Genomic DNA, 14,585 nt, shown 5'->3' on the forward strand with positions numbered 1-14,585 from the left:
CCCGCGTGCGCGGGCCGGCGGCCCGAAGTGGGGGGCACGGTGTCCTCCCTGCGGCGGTCGGCGCTTACCCTGGTCGCACCGCCGGGCCTTATTGGACGGACGGTTTCAAGGGTCCTGTAGGGTATTCCGGACATGCCGGACCCGGCCCCTCGGCCGTTGACACGGCAGCCCCCGGAGGTGTTCATGCGGCGACCGGTCGGCCTGGTCCTGATCGGCCTCGGTGCCTTCTTCCTCGCGCTCGCGCCGCTGGTCCGCTTCTACGTGGCCGACCAAGTGATCGTCGCGCCCCTGAACCAGTACCAGGTGACCCTCCTGGAGTCGAAGGGCGCCACGTACTTCGACCAGGCGGACCTGAAGGTGAAGACGGGCGTCACGCTGCTCGCCAAGAACACCGTCCGCGGTGACGTCCGCGCGAACGAGGGCGACGGCGACATCGCGGTCTGGGACTCCACGACCAACATCTACGACCAGGCCAAGCCGGACACGCCCGTCCAGATCCAGGGCTTCCGCATCGCCTTCGACCGCCGTACGAGCGTGCTGGTCAACTGCTGCGGCGTCAACGTCGACGGCGACAACACCGTCCGGATGTCGGGCTACGGGCTGCTGTTCCCGCTCGGGAACGTGCAGAAGCGCGACTACCCGTTCTTCGACACGACGACCAAGCAGGCGGCGCCGATGGTGTTCGGCGAGGTCGAGAAGGTCCACGGGCTCACGACGTACCGGTTCACCCAGACGATCCCGCTGACGAAGACCGCCGCGCTCGACACCAAGCTGCCCGCCAAGATGCTGGGCCTGCCCGAGGACGCCGGCAACCAGAAGGTCGACCGCTACACCGAGGCGTACAACAGCGTCTGGGTCGACCCGCGCACCGGCATCCCGGTGAAGCACCGCAAGAACATCCGCAGCACCGTCCAGACGGCGGACGGCAAGGGCAAGATGGTCGTCGCCCAGGCCGACCTCGTCAGCGTCGACAAGGACCAGAAGGCCATGGTCGACATGGTCAACGGCAAGGCGCTGCAGATCGACATGGTGCGCAGCTACGTTCCGGCCGGTGCCGTCCTCTTCGGCCTGCTCCTGCTGTTCGTCGGCGGTTTCCTCGGCCTGGCCCGGCGCGAGCCGCCGCCCATCGAGGCCCCCCGCCGCGCCGACGGCAAGTTCGGCGACGTGGCCCCGCCCGCGCCGCCCGCCCCGCCGGGGTCGTCCGCGCCGCCGGAGTCGCCAGGCCCGCGGAGCCCGTTCGCCCCGCCGGACCCGCAGGCCGGTCCTGCCGCGCCGCCCTCGGCGTCGCCGCCGGGCCGCCGTCCGCCGCCCGGCAGCCAGCGCCAGCAGCGCCGGGCCGCGGGCCCCTCCAAGCGCCGCTGACCCGCGCCACGGCGGGCTCCGCACCCGCCCGTACCGCCGCGCCCTGACGACGTCCCCACCGGTCGCCCCCGCTGATACGTGTTCTAGTCCGGTCGTCCGCCGGGCCGTGCCGACGGCATCGGCCGTCCTCAGCGTTCGGTCGTGGCCCGCTCCCCAGATTCGTAAGTAGAACCTGTTGCAGTTTTGCGGGCACGCGCCTAGGGTCGAAGCTGTGCGGACACGAGTCACCGAGCTATTCGGCATCGAATACCCGATCTTTGCGTTCAGTCACTGCCGCGACGTCGTCGCGGCGGTGAGCCGCGCCGGCGGCATGGGCGTCCTCGGCGCCCTGCATTTCACCCCCGAGGAGCTCGAACTCGAGCTCAAGTGGATCGACGAGAACGTCGGCGGGAAGCCCTACGGCGTGGACGTCGTCATGCCCGCCAAGTACGAGGGCGCCGACCTGGGCGACGCCGCGGAGATGCTCGGCAAGCTGCAGGGCATGATCCCGGCCGAGAACCGGAAGTTCCTGGAGGACCTGCTCGCCGAGCACGGCGTCGAGCCGTCCACCGACACGGCCACGAAGGCGCTGCTCGGCTGGACGGACCAGACGGCCAGGCCGCAGGTCGAGGTGGCGCTCAAGCACCCGATCGCGCTGCTGGCCAACGCGCTCGGCCCGCCCCCGGCGGACGTCGTCGAGCAGGCCCACGAGCACGGCGTCAAGGTCGCGGGTCTCGCGTCCAACGCCCGGCACGCGCGCAAGCAGGTCGAGGTGGGCGTCGACATCATCGTCGCGCAGGGCACCGAGGCCGGCGGCCACACCGGCGACGTGTCCACGATGGTGCTGATCCCCGAGGTCGTGGACGCGGTCGGCGAGGACACCATCGTCCTCGCGGCGGGCGGCATCGGCCGCGGCCGGCAGATGGCGGCGGGCATGGCGCTCGGCGCGGACGGCGTGTGGACGGGCTCCATCTGGCTGACCGTGGACGAGGCGGACACCCCCGAGCGGGCCCTGCCGAAGCTGCTCGGCGCCACGTCCCGCGACACCGTCCGGTCCCGTGCCTGGACGGGCAAGCCCGCGCGCTTCCTCAAGACCGCGTGGACCGAGGCGTGGGAGAGCGAGACGTCCCCCGGCTACCTGCCGATGCCGCTGCAGTTCATGCTGATCGCGGACGCGCTGCCGCGCATCCAGCGGTCCGGCGACGGCGAGCTGGTCACCTTCCCGGTCGGCCAGATCGTCGGCTCGATGAACCAGGTCAAGCCGGCCGCCCAGGTCGTCTACGACCTGATCGAGGAGTACGTCGAGTCCCTGGAGCGCCTCAACACCATCACCGAGGCCTAGCCTCCCGCCCCGAAGAGGCCCCGGCCGGCGCCCTCCCCCGAGCGCCGGCCGGGGCCTCCTCACATCGCGGGCAGCGCCCGGCTCAGAACCGCGTCATCCAGGACAGGGCCCGCGCCAGGACGTAGTACACGACGGCCGCGAGGGTCCAGTTGATGTAGAGCTGCTCCTCGGGGTCGGTCCGCGTGAAGGCGTCGTGGAACGGCGTGGCGAGCCAGCGGCCCGCGTCGAGCACGGCGTCCACGAGGGCGTTGCCCGGGTTGGCGTCGCCCCAGGTCAGCAGCATCCCGAGGGCGAGAACGGCGGCGGCGGCCCAGCCCGCCGCCATGATCATCGCGCTGATCGGGTTCGGCCTGCTGCGCCGCCACCGCGGCGTCTTCCGCTCGACCACCGCGGTCTTCCCGGCGTCGCCCGCGGCCGGGCGCCGCCGCGGCCACGGCCGCGGCCGCCGCGCGGGCGCCTCCTCCGTCGTCGTGCGCCGTCTGCGTCCTATGTGCAAGGCCATGGCCTGCTCAGTCCTTCCGTGACTCGCTTCGCCCCGAGCGGTGCCACGAGCGGGCCTCCGCAAACCCGCCCCCGCTTTTCGGACGGACCATTACTCCGCCTCCTGCGTCGTGGCGGACGGAGCGCTCCTCCATGCCGAGGCGGTCCGGAGTTTCTCCGACCAAGATCGTCGAAGCCCCGCGAACCGGCGCGGCCCACTGCTACCTTCTGCCCTTCGAGCAAGATCATTTCGAGTGTGGGGCAACGAGTGAAGAGAAGCAGGAAACTGGCCGTCGCGGGCACCGCCGTCGCGCTGGGCGCGGCCGCGGTCACGACCGCGATCGTCGCGGCGGACCCGCAGGAGCAGCGGACGGCGTCCTCCGTCGCGGCGGCCGCGGAACTGGTGTGGCCCATCGTCCAGAGCCATCCCACGGCCGATGCCGGCAGCAGCCTCAGCGATGTCGCCTCGGCGCCCGACGGCACCATGTGGGCCGTCGGGGGCGTGCAGAACTCACCGGTCTACAAGCCGGTCTTCCAGCGGCTGAGCGGCGGTACCTGGAGCGACGTGGCGCTGCCCGCGTCGCTGAACGCGTACCGCTTCAACGCCGTCTCGGCCACGTCGCCGTCGAACGTGTGGGTGGCGGCGCAGCTCAACACCTCGGGCGACTCCCACGCCCTGCTGCGCTGGAACGGCACGGCCTGGGCCGTGGCCAAGACCCCGCTGAGCTTCCAGCCCAGCGACATCGCCACCGCCGGGCCCGCCAGCACATGGGCGGTCACCGCCATGTCGGCCAAGTACTGGAACGGCACGGCCTGGGCCGACACCCCCATCGGGATCAAGCCGCGCGCGCTGGCGGCCGTCTCGCCCACCAGCGCGTGGGCCGTGGGCTGGGCGGACGGGCATCCCGCCACCGCCCGCTGGAACGGTACAAAGTGGACGGATGTCCCGTTCCCCGCGATCGACGGCATCGTCAAGGGCGGCGAGATCGCGTCCACTCTGCACGACGTGTACGCGGCCTCCGCCAACGACGTGTGGGCGGTCGGCGCCGTGCGGGTGGCGGACGCCGCGGGCAAGGAGGTCGCCCGGTCGCTGCTGGCGCACTGGAACGGCACCAAGTGGACCAACGTCCTCGGTGCTCCTGGAAGCACCCTTACCGAGGTCACCTCGGACGGGGCCGGCGGCATCTGGGTCCTGTCGGGGCGCAGCGCCATGCGCCACCGCACCGCCGCGGGCGTCTGGTCCGAGGAGACCCTGGCCCAGCCCGCCGGGACGACGGTCATACCCGCGGCGATGGCCGTCCGCCCGGGTACGACGACCGTGTGGGCCGTCGGCTGGACCAGCACCGTCGCGACCCGGTACGCCGACCTGGCGCACTGGCGCAGCAACTGACGATGCCGGAAACGGGCCCGGCCGCCGCGGCGGCCGGGCCCGCCGGAGCCGTCGCCGGCGGCCTGTCCCGCTACTTGCCCTGGTAGACGGCGGGGCGCTTCTCCTTGAACGCCTTGGAGCCCTCCTTGGCGTCCGCGGAGGCGAAGACGGGCCACCCGATCTCGTCGGAGATCTTCAGGGCCTCCTCTTCGGGGAGGTGCTCGGTCTCGCGGACGGCGCGCAGGATGGCCTGGACCGACAGCGGCGCGCACGCGGCGATCTGGTCGGCCATCTCGCGGGCCGCGGCGAGCGCCTGGCCGTCCGGGACGACCTTGTTGACCAGCCCCATGGCGAGGGCCTCCTGCGGGGTGACCTCGCGGGCGGTGAGCAGGATGTCGAGCGCGGCGGCGAGGCCGATCTGGCGGGGCAGGCGGACGGCGCTGCCGCCCATGGGGAACAGGCCGCGCTTGGCCTCGAACAGGCCGAGGGTGGCGCCCTCGGCGACGACGCGCAGGTCGGTGCCCGCGAGCAGCTCGGTGCCGCCGGCGACGGCGTAGCCCTCGATGGCGCAGATGAGCGGCTTGGTGGGGCGGCCGTCGCGCAGCAGCCCCTTCCAGTGGTAGTCGGTGATCTGCGCGGCCCGCTCCTGGACGCGCGGGTCCGCGGACGGCTGGCTCATCGCCTTCAGGTCGGCGCCGGCGCAGAAGGTGCCGTCCGCTCCGGTGAGGATGCCGACGCGGACCTCGGGCGTGTCCGACATGTAGGCCCAGGCGTCGGCGAGACCGACCAGCATCGCGGTGCTGAGCGCGTTGCGCGCCTCCGGGCGGTTCATCGTGACGATGACGACGTGGCCGTCGCGCTCGACGATGCAGTGCTCGGTGCTGATCGGCAGCAGTTCCGCCATGGTTCCTCCAACGCAGGGCTCAAACGAGAACAGATTCTAGTTAAGCAGTCGCCCTACCGGTAGGGGTTGAACTCCAAAACGAGAACGTGATCTACTTTCCTCGCCGAGTGCCGCCGTGGGACGGCGCTCACCGCGATCAGCTAGGGGAGTTCCGATGGGGTCATTGGGCTTTTGGCGGTTGGCGCAGGCCGATCCCGAGTGGATCGCGTGCGTTGAACCGGACGGGACGCAGCACGCGGCGGGTGATCTGCTGGCCCGCGCGAACCGGCTCGTCCACGGTCTGCGCGCGCTGGGACTGGAGAAGGGCGACGGCATCTGCGGGCTCGTCCCGAACGGTGTCGAGGGCGTCGTGCTGTACCTGGCGGCGTTGCAGGCCGGCTGGTACTACACGCCGATCAACTGGCACCTGACCGGGCCGGAGATCGGCTACATCGTCGCCGACAGCGAGGCCAAGGCGTTCTTCGTCCACGAGCGCTACGCCAAGGAGGGCGTGCCCGCGGGCGAGGAGATCGAGGCGCACCGCCGGTTCGCGTTCGGGGACGTCGCGGGCTTCCGCCCGTTCGCCGAACTCGTCGAGGGGCAGCCCGACACGCTGCCGGACGACCGCAGCAACGGCGCCACCATGCACTACACCTCCGGGACGACCGGACGTCCGAAGGGCGTCAAGCGGGCCCTGATGGGCATCGACCCCGACGACAGCGCCGAGCTGATGACGTTCCTGCTCGGCCTGTTCGGCATCCCGCCGGGACGCCCGGCCGGGGGCGAGCACCAGGCCCATCTGATCACCTCACCGAACTACCACACGGCCGTCACCCAGTTCGGCGGCACCGCCCTGCAGATGGGCCACACGCTCGTCTACATGGACAAGTGGGACGCCGAAGACACTCTGAGAGTGATCCAAGAACACCGTGTGAGCAATACCCACATGGTCCCGACCCACTTCAAGCGGCTGCTGGGGCTGCCCGAGGACGTCCGCTCCCGCTACGACGTGTCGAGCATGAAGTGGGCGATCCACGCGGCGGCGCCGTGCCCGGTGCCGATCAAGCAGCAGATGCTCGAATGGTGGGGCGACTGCATCTGGGAGTACTACGCGGCGACCGAGGGCGGCGGGACGATCGCGAGCCCGGCCGACTGGCGCGCCCACCCGGGCACGGTCGGCAACGCGTGGCCGATCAGCGAGCTGCTCATCGTGGACGACGACGGCGAGCCCGTCCCGACCGGGGCGCACGGCACGATCTACATGAAGATGGCCGGCGTCGAGTTCGAGTACAAGGGCGACAAGGAGAAGACGGAGAAGAACCGCCTCAAGGACTTCTTCACCGTCGGGGACATCGGCTACCTCACCGAGGACGGCTTCCTGTTCCTGTCCGACCGCAAGGCCGACATGATCATCTCGGGCGGCGCGAACATCTACCCGGCCGAGATCGAGAACGAGATCACCATGCACCCGAAGGTCGCGGACGTCGCCGTGTTCGGCATCCCGGACGAGGAGTGGGGCGAGCAGATCAAGGCCGTCGTCGAGCCCGCCGAGGGCGTCGAGCCGGGCCCGGACCTCGCCGCCGAGATCCTCGCGTCGCTGGAGGGGCGGCTCGCCAAGATGAAGTGGCCGCGGACCGTCGACTTCATCGAGACGATGCCGCGCGAGCCCAACGGCAAGCTCCTCAAGCGCAAGCTGCGGGACCCGTACTGGAAGGACCGCGACAGTGCCATCTGAGGCCCCCAACCACCTCGTCGAGTTCCCCGGCGGCTACACCCGCTCGGTCGGCCCGGTCATCGGGCGCTTCCTGAGCGAGCTGCGCGACGGCCGGCTGGTCGGCGTCCGCACGGCGGCCGGCCGGGTGCTCGTCCCGCCGGCGGAGTGCGACCCCGAGACCGGCGAGGACGTCACCGGAGAGTTCGTCGAGGTCGGCCCGGCCGGCACCGTCACGACCTGGTCGTGGGTGCCGCGCCCGGCCGAGGAGCACCCGTTCGACCGTCCGTTCGCGTGGGCGCTGATCCGCCCGGACGGGGCCGACACGGCGCTGCTGCACGCGCTCGACCTGGGCGTCTTCGCGGAGGGCGCGAAGCCGCCGAAGTTCCTGAAGACCGGGATGCGGGTGCGGCCGAAGTTCCGCGCGGAGCGGACCGGGACGATCGGCGACATCGAGTGCTTCCTGCCCGAGGTCACGATGATCAACCCGCGGGCCGGGCTGGAGTACCGGCTGAAGGGCGGGCAGGCGCTCGGCCGGTTCCTGGAGGGCGTCTCCGAGGGACGGCTCATCGGGCACCGCTGCCCGGTGTGCGAGAAGGTCATCGTGCCGATGAGGGGGTTCTGCCCGCGCGACGGCGTGCCCACGTCGGAGGAGGTGGAACTGCCGGACACCGGCACCGTCACCACCTTCGCGGTCAACAACATCCCCGACCCGCGCGCGCCCGAGGTGCCGTTCGTGTCCGGCTACGTCCTGCTGGACGGCGCGGGCCTGACGATGCTGACGCTGGTCGCGGGCATCCCCGCCGACCAGGTGCGGATGGGCATGCGGGTGAAGGCGGCGTGGCGGCCCCGGGAGGAGTGGGGGAGGTCGATGGCCAACATCAAGTGGTTCGAGCCCATCGACGAGCCCGACGTCCCCTTCGAAGAGATCAAGGACTTCATGTAATGCGTGATGTCGCAGTCGTCGCATTCGCACAGAGCCGGCACAGCGGCGAGGACCAGGGGATCGCGGAGACCGAGCTGGTCCTGCCGGTGATCACCGAGATGAAGGAGCGGACCGGGCTGTCCCGCTTCGGCTTCACCTGCTCGGGCTCGTGCGACTACCTGCAGGGCGCGCCGTTCGCGTTCGTGTCCGCGCTCGACACGCTGGGCGCGTGGCCGCCGATCGCCGAGAGCCACGTCGAGATGGACGGCGCGTGGGCGCTGTACGAGGCGTGGGTGAAGCTCCAGATCGGCGAGATCGACACCGCGCTCGTGTACGGGTTCGGCAAGACGTCCCAGGGCGACCTCCGCGCGATCATGAGCCAGCAGCTCGACCCGTACCACCTGGCCCCGCTGGGCGTCGACCAGGTGTCGATGGCCGCCATGCAGGCCCGCGCCTACATGGAGCGGTCGGGCGCGAAGGAGGACGACCTGCGCGCCGTCGCCGCGCGCTCCCGGGCGTCCGGCCGCGACAACCCGTTCGCGCTGCACCTGCCGGACCCCGAGGGGGACGACTACGACGTGGCGCCGCTGCGCCCCTACGACGTCGCGCCGATCACCGACGGCGCGGCGGCGATCGTCCTCGCCGCCGGCGACAAGGCGCGGGAGCTGTGCGAGCGGCCCGCGTGGATCACCGGCATCGACCACCGCACCGAGCCGCACGCGCTGGGCGTGCGCGACCTGACCCGCTCGGCGGCCGCCCGCATCGCGGGGGAGAAGGCGGGCGCGGCCGGGGTCGAGGTGGCGGAGCTGCACGCGCAGTTCAGCCATGAGGAGCTGATCCTGCGCGAGGCGCTCGGCCTGGACGACGGCGTCGCGGTCAACCCGTCCGGCGGGGCGCTGTCGGCGAACCCGGTGATGGCGACGGGCCTCATCCGGATCGGCGAGGCCGCGTCCCGCATCCACGACGGGACGGCGTCCCGGACGCTCGGGCACGCCGCGTCCGGTCCGTGCCTCCAGCAGAACCTCGTCTGCGTCATGTCGGGAGAGAACCATGGCTAACCGCTGCGCGATCATCGGCGTCGGGCAGACCGAGTACAAGACCAAGCGGCTGGACGTGTCGATGGCGGGCCTGGTCCGCGAGGCGGCCCGCCGCGCCCTCGACGACGCCGGGCTGACCTGGAAGGACATCGACGCCGTCGTGGTCGGCAAGGCGCCCGACCTGTTCGAGGGCGTCGTGATGCCGGAGGTCTTCCTGGCGGACGCGCTCGGCGCGACCGGCAAGCCGCTGATGCGGGTGCACACGGCCGGGTCGGTCGGCGGGTCCACGGCGATCGTCGCGGCGAACCTGATCCAGTCCGGGGTGCACGAGCGGGTCCTCACGCTCGCGTGGGAGAAGCAGTCGGAGTCGAACGCGACGTGGGCGCTGACGGTCAACGGGCCGTTCACGACGTCCCTCGTGGTCGGCGCGGGCGGCTACTTCGCCCCGCACATCCGCGCCTACATGCGGCGTTCGGGGTCGCCCGACCACATCGGGACGCTCGTCGCGGTCAAGGACCGGCAGAACGCGCTGCGGAACCCGTACGCGCACCTGAAGATCCCCGGGATCGACCGCGCGATGGTCGAGTCGACGCCGATGCTGTGGGAGCCGATCCGCTACCTGGAGACGTGCCCGTCCTCGGACGGCGCGTGCGCGATGGTGCTCGCCTCGGAGGACGCGGCCAAGAAGGCCCCGGCCGCGCCCGCCTGGGTGCACGGCACGTCGATGCGCTCGGAGCCGATGCAGTTCGCGGGGCGCGACAGCGTCAGCCCGCAGGGCGGCAAGGACGCGGCGGCGGACGTGTACCGGCAGGCGGGCATCACCGACCCGCGCAGCGAGCTCGACTGCGCCGAGGTGTACGTCCCGTTCTCCTGGTACGAGCCGATGTGGCTGGAGAACCTCGGCTTCTGCGGCGAGAACGAGGGCTGGAAGCTCACCGAGGCCGGCGCGACGGCGTTCGACGGCGACATCCCGTGGAACCCGTCCGGCGGCGTGCTGTCGTCCAACCCGATCGGCGCGTCCGGGATGATCCGGTTCGCCGAGGCGGCGCTCCAGGTGCGCGGACAGGCCGGCGACCACCAGGTGGACGGCGCGCGGCGCGCGCTCGGCCACGCCTACGGCGGCGGCGCCCAGTTCTTCGCGATGTGGATCGTCGGCAGCGACCGACCCTGATTCCCCGACCTCTCTGGGGGCGACCCCAGACCCCGTAATGGCGCGATTACCCCTTCCGGAGGCCCTCCGATGGAGTACAACCACGCTGACCTGTTCGAGGGGCTCGCTGACGTGATCGGGGAGCGTGTCGCCCTGGTGTGCGGCGAGCAGCGGCTCACGTACGCCGAGCTGGACGAGCACGCGAACCGGCTGGCGCACCACCTCCAGGACGCCGGCGTCGAGCCCGGCCAGCATGTCGCCGTCCAGCTCTACAACGGCGTCGAGTACGCGGCGGCGCTGCTGGCGACGCTGAAGATCCGGGCAGTGCCGATCAACGTCAACTACCGGTACGTGGAGAGCGAGCTGCTCTACGTGTACCGGGACTCCGACAGCGTCGCGCTGCTGTACGACGTGGAGTTCGAGGACCGGGTCGCCGCGACGCTCCCGGACGTGCCGGCGGTGCGGCACGTCATCGCGGTGGGCGGCACGCCGTCCATCCCGGGCGCGGTCGCCTACGACGAGGCGGTGCGGGACGCCAGCGGCGCGCGGGACTTCCCGGCGCGGTCCGGCGACGACCTCTACATCATCTACACGGGCGGGACGACCGGGATGCCGAAGGGCGTCATGTGGTCGACCGAGCAGATCATCTTCGCGTTCTGGAATCCGACGGTGCCGCGTCCGTCGCGGCCCGAGGACATCGTGGAGAACGCCCGCACCAGCGGTCAGCTGATCATGATGCCGGTCGCGCCGCTGATGCACGGCGCCGCGCAGGTGGCCACGTTCATCGCCTGGTTCATGGGCGCGACGCTCGTCTACACCCGCAAGTTCGACGCGGCCGACGTGTGGGCGACGATCGAGCGGGAGAAGGTCAACTCGCTGACGATCACCGGGGACGCGATGGCGATCCCGATGGCGGAGGAGCTGGCGCGCGGCGAGTACGACACGTCCTCGCTGTTCGCGTACGTCTCCACGGGCGCGATCTTCACCGGGACGGTCCGGGACCGCATCCAGGCGCTGCTGCCGAACGTGCTGATCCTGGACCGCTTCGGCTCGACCGAGTCGGGCTCGACCGCCGAGGCGGTCGCCGGCTCCACGCCGGAGAAGGGCCTGCGGTTCGCCCCCGACGTCGAGAACGTGACCGTGCTGGACGACGCGCTCCAGCAGGTGAAGCCGGGTTCGGGCGTCATCGGGCAGGTCGCGCGCACCGGGTACATCGCGCAGGGCTACTACAACGACCCGGAGAAGACGGCGAAGACGTTCCCGGTGGTGGACGGCAAGCGCTGGCTGCTCACCGGCGACATCGCGACCGTCGAGGAGGACGGGTCGATCGCCGTCTACGGGCGCGGCTCGCAGGCCATCAACACCGGCGGGGAGAAGGTGTTCCCGGAGGAGGTCGAGGCCGTCCTCAAGGGGCACCCGGGGGTGTACGACGCGGTCGTGACCGGCATCCCGGACGAGCGCTGGGGGAACCGCGTCGCGGCGGTGATCCAGCCGTCCGGGGACGCGCCGGCCTCCGACGACCTGGACGCGCACTGCCGCCGCGAGCTGTCGGGCTACAAGGTGCCGCGGGTGTACGCGTTCGTCGCCGAGATGAAGCGCTCGCCCGCGGGCAAGGCCGACTACCGGTGGGCCAAGCAGATCGCGGAGGAGGTGCGGTGAGCCGGGGCCGCGCACCCGGGGGCGCTTAGAGGTCGGCCCCGAACCTTCGTGGGATTCGGGGCCAGGAGCGGACCTCTGTTAGTGGTCCTAACCAAAACAATGATAGGGGTGACCTGGGGGTGCTCCGATCGGCGGCGTGTGCGTCGTGCGCCACACGCCGCGCCCTCCCGGGTGGTCGTGACCGCATCCGGTCACTAGGCTCTCCCTGAGCGAGACACAGAGGGAGAGGGTGGGCGTGTCGACCCCGGACCGCGCGCGGCTGGACGAGATGCAGCGGGAGATGCAGCGCAGCACCATGTTCACCGTGCTGCTGCACCATGCCACCGCGAGCAAGGCCGGACTGAACGTCAGCGACGCCCAGTGCGTGAACGCGCTGATGCTGGACGGCCCGCAGACGCCCGGCCAGCTCGCCCAGCTCATGGGCATCACGACCGGCGGCGCGATCACCGCGGCCATCGACCGGCTGGAACGCGCCGGGTACGTCAAGCGCACCCGCGACCCCGACGACCGCCGCCGCGTGATCGTCGAGCTGATCCCGGAGAACGTCGCCCGGTTCGCCCGCTACTTCGAGCCGATCTCCCGCGCGTTCCACGAGCGCCTCGGCGCCCACACCGACGAGGAGATCGCGGTCCTGCTGCGCTGGGTCCGCGAGAACAACGCGGCGATGCCCGGGATCATCGAGGAGATCCGCGACCTGCCGTCGCCTAACGGGTGAGGCGGCCGCGGAGCAGGTCCATGAGGGTGGCCTGGACGTCGGCGAGCGGGCGTCCCGGCTGGAGGGCGCGCCAGTCGAGCGCGACGGTCAGCACCATGCCGAACACGGCGGACGCCGCGGTCGCGGTGTCGAGGTCGGAGCGCAGGTCCCCGGCGGCGACCGCGTCGCGCAGCACGTCCGCGAGGACGCCGATGGCGCGTTCCCTGATCAGCCGGGCGGTGCGCTGCCAGTCGCCGCCGGACCGCCACGTCTCGGCGATGAGCAGCCGCGCGAACGACTCGTGCTCGCCGATGAACGCCAGCTCGGCGGCGACGACGGCGTCCAGCGCGTCCAGCGGCGCGCGGCCGGACGCGGCCTCGCGCAGCGCGGTCGCGAGCCGCTCGACCCCGTACTCCAGCAGCGCCGAGAACAGCGCGGCCTTGCTGCCGAAGTTGTAGTAGACGGTGCCCTTGGCGACCCCGGCCCGCTCGGCGATCTGGTCGACGGTGGTCGCGGCGAGCCCGCTCTCGGCGATCAGCTCGATCGCCGCGCCGAACAGCCTCTCCCTGGTCCCGCTGCGGGCCACGTCCCTGCCTCCTTGCGCGTCGCCGCCGCTCAGAGCTTCAGCGCCGGGTGCAGCCGCCGCACCGTCCACACCCGGTCGCGCCGGACGGCGAGGGCGGTGAGCGCGAGCCCGCCCGCCAGGAAGGCGGCCAGCACCGCACAACCCTGCCATACGACCGTCAGCTGCCCGCCGCCGATCAGGCGCCTGACCCCGTCCACGACCCACGACATCGGCAGGTACGGCCGGATCGCCTGGAAGAAGCGGGGGCTGGTCTCGATCGGGTACGTGCCCGCCGCCGAGGTGAGCTGGAGCATCAGCAGCGCCAGCGCGAGGATCCGGCCGACCGGCCCGAACCGGGCGTTCACCCACTGGATCACGGCGAGGAACGCGGCGGCGATCCGGGTGAGCCGGTTGCGCTGGAAGCGGCGCAGCTCCAGGCGGCCGGACGTCAGCGCGGGGAGTCTCATCGGGGGTCTCCTGGCTGGATCGGGGGATCGCCTGGCTAGAGCGGAAGGCTGTGCGTGGCCAGGCCCTCGGCGGGCGTGGCGTCATGGCATGCGGCGACGACGGTGACGCCGTCCGCCGCGAGGCCGGCGAGCCGCCGCCACAGTCCGCGCTGCCGGCCGGCGTCCAGCCCCTCGTCGACGTCGTCGAGCAGGAGCAGCCCGGGGCCGCCGACGAGCGCCAGCGCGGCGCCGAGCAGCTGCGCCTCGTCCGGCGCGAGTTCCTCGGCGAGCGTTCGCGGGTCGAGGTCCAGGCCGACCCGTTCGAGGGCCCGCCGCCTGCGCGCCTCCCGGCCCCGGAACCCGCCGAAGACACCCTCGCGCAGCGCCAGTGCCTCGTTCAGGTGCTCGCGCACGGTCAGCGCCGGATCCAGCTCGGTCACGCCGGGCACGACGCCGAGCGCCGCCGCCCGCTGGACGTGCGCGAGACCGGTGAGCCCGCCCACCGCGACCGTGCCCTCGGTGGGCTTCATGCGTCCGCCGAGGGTGAGCAGCAGCGCCGTCCGCCCGGTTCCGGCGATGCCGCTCACGGCCACCAGCGCGCCGCCGGGCACGGTCAGGTCGACGTTCCGGAAGGCCCAGCCGCGGGCGCCGCGCACCCCGAGCCCCCGGGCCCGGACGTCCAGGCCCGGCGCGCGGGGCGGGGCCTCGGCTCTGGGACGGCCCCCGCCAGTCCCAGAGCCGGCCCGGCCGGGTCCGGAGACGGCTGCGGCGGTCCCCCCGGCCGCGGCGGCCGTCCCCGGAGTCTTGTGCTCCGGCGTCATCGCATTCCTCCGGAAGAATTTGAACTGACCGGTCAGTTCAAATTTAGCCGCACCCGGAACCGTGCGAATCCGCCAAGACGGTGACATCTGACACGTGACCGCTACGTCCCAGGTCACACGGGTTCGGCACGGTGACCTCGGTCACACCGCCGGATTCGAGCC

Annotated in this window: 14 protein-coding genes; 9 read left to right on the plus strand and 5 right to left on the minus strand. The window is 71.9% G+C overall.

The window, feature by feature from the left end:
* Window positions 1-183: 183 nt before the first annotated feature.
* The gene (locus ACA511_RS08420; protein ID WP_375023485.1) at window positions 184-1,362 is read left to right on the plus strand and encodes a DUF3068 domain-containing protein; all 1,179 of its coding nucleotides are present in this window, start codon (window positions 184-186) and stop codon (window positions 1,360-1,362) included.
* Window positions 1,363-1,573: 211 nt separating this feature from the next.
* On the plus strand, window positions 1,574-2,683 hold the full coding sequence (locus tag ACA511_RS08425) for an NAD(P)H-dependent flavin oxidoreductase (protein ID WP_375023486.1): 1,110 nt from the start codon (window positions 1,574-1,576) through the stop codon (window positions 2,681-2,683).
* 82 nt (window positions 2,684-2,765) lie between these two features.
* Here the strand turns inward: ACA511_RS08425 and ACA511_RS08430 are convergent, their stop codons facing one another.
* Window positions 2,766-3,185, minus strand: a complete 420-nt coding sequence (locus ACA511_RS08430) for a hypothetical protein (RefSeq protein WP_375023487.1) — start codon at window positions 3,183-3,185, stop codon at window positions 2,766-2,768.
* 246 nt (window positions 3,186-3,431) lie between these two features.
* Between ACA511_RS08430 and ACA511_RS08435 the strand changes: the two genes are divergently transcribed.
* Window positions 3,432-4,553, plus strand: a complete 1,122-nt coding sequence (locus ACA511_RS08435; RefSeq protein ID WP_375023488.1) for a hypothetical protein — start codon at window positions 3,432-3,434, stop codon at window positions 4,551-4,553.
* Window positions 4,554-4,623: 70 nt separating this feature from the next.
* On the opposite strand, the gene ACA511_RS08440 is transcribed toward ACA511_RS08435, so the two are convergent.
* Complete coding sequence (locus tag ACA511_RS08440; protein ID WP_375023489.1) at window positions 4,624-5,436, minus strand: crotonase/enoyl-CoA hydratase family protein; 813 nt, start codon at window positions 5,434-5,436, stop codon at window positions 4,624-4,626.
* A gap of 154 nt (window positions 5,437-5,590) precedes the next feature.
* Here ACA511_RS08440 and ACA511_RS08445 point away from each other — a divergent pair, with 154 nt between their 5' ends.
* From ACA511_RS08445 to ACA511_RS08470, 6 genes are all read left to right on the plus strand, one after another.
* The gene (locus ACA511_RS08445) at window positions 5,591-7,150 is read left to right on the plus strand and encodes an acyl-CoA synthetase (RefSeq protein WP_375023490.1); all 1,560 of its coding nucleotides are present in this window, start codon (window positions 5,591-5,593) and stop codon (window positions 7,148-7,150) included.
* A complete protein-coding gene (locus ACA511_RS08450) occupies window positions 7,140-8,072 on the plus strand; it encodes a Zn-ribbon domain-containing OB-fold protein (protein ID WP_375023491.1) in 933 nt (310 codons plus the stop codon). The genes ACA511_RS08445 and ACA511_RS08450 overlap by 11 nt, the downstream gene beginning before the upstream one ends.
* The gene (locus ACA511_RS08455; protein WP_375023492.1) at window positions 8,072-9,109 is read left to right on the plus strand and encodes a thiolase domain-containing protein; all 1,038 of its coding nucleotides are present in this window, start codon (window positions 8,072-8,074) and stop codon (window positions 9,107-9,109) included. Before ACA511_RS08450 ends, ACA511_RS08455 begins: the two co-directional genes overlap by 1 nt.
* A complete protein-coding gene (locus ACA511_RS08460) occupies window positions 9,102-10,259 on the plus strand; it encodes a thiolase domain-containing protein (RefSeq protein ID WP_375023493.1) in 1,158 nt (385 codons plus the stop codon). Before ACA511_RS08455 ends, ACA511_RS08460 begins: the two co-directional genes overlap by 8 nt.
* A 69-nt stretch (window positions 10,260-10,328) precedes the next feature.
* Window positions 10,329-11,897, plus strand: a complete 1,569-nt coding sequence (locus tag ACA511_RS08465) for an acyl-CoA synthetase (RefSeq protein WP_375023494.1) — start codon at window positions 10,329-10,331, stop codon at window positions 11,895-11,897.
* Between the two features lie 235 nt (window positions 11,898-12,132).
* Window positions 12,133-12,612 (plus strand): MarR family winged helix-turn-helix transcriptional regulator, encoded by a 480-nt coding sequence (locus ACA511_RS08470; protein WP_375023495.1) that lies wholly within the window; start codon window positions 12,133-12,135, stop codon window positions 12,610-12,612.
* Here the strand turns inward: ACA511_RS08470 and ACA511_RS08475 are convergent.
* Genes ACA511_RS08475 through ACA511_RS08485 form a run of 3 tightly spaced genes read right to left on the minus strand, consistent with a single transcriptional unit; the run spans window position 12,602 to window position 14,423 of the window.
* Window positions 12,602-13,177, minus strand: a complete 576-nt coding sequence (locus ACA511_RS08475; protein WP_375023496.1) for a TetR/AcrR family transcriptional regulator — start codon at window positions 13,175-13,177, stop codon at window positions 12,602-12,604. The two genes, ACA511_RS08470 and ACA511_RS08475, sit on opposite strands and share 11 nt — an antisense overlap.
* A gap of 29 nt (window positions 13,178-13,206) precedes the next feature.
* Window positions 13,207-13,623: a YhgE/Pip family protein gene (locus ACA511_RS08480; protein WP_375023497.1), complete on the minus strand. Its 417-nt coding sequence runs from the start codon at window positions 13,621-13,623 to the stop codon at window positions 13,207-13,209.
* 35 nt (window positions 13,624-13,658) lie between these two features.
* The gene (locus ACA511_RS08485; protein WP_375023498.1) at window positions 13,659-14,423 is read right to left on the minus strand and encodes an ATP-binding cassette domain-containing protein; all 765 of its coding nucleotides are present in this window, start codon (window positions 14,421-14,423) and stop codon (window positions 13,659-13,661) included.
* Window positions 14,424-14,585 lie beyond the last annotated feature (162 nt).

The sequence above is a fragment of the Actinomadura sp. GTD37 genome (genome assembly GCF_041951365.1).
GTDB lineage: Bacteria > Actinomycetota > Actinomycetes > Streptosporangiales > Streptosporangiaceae > Spirillospora.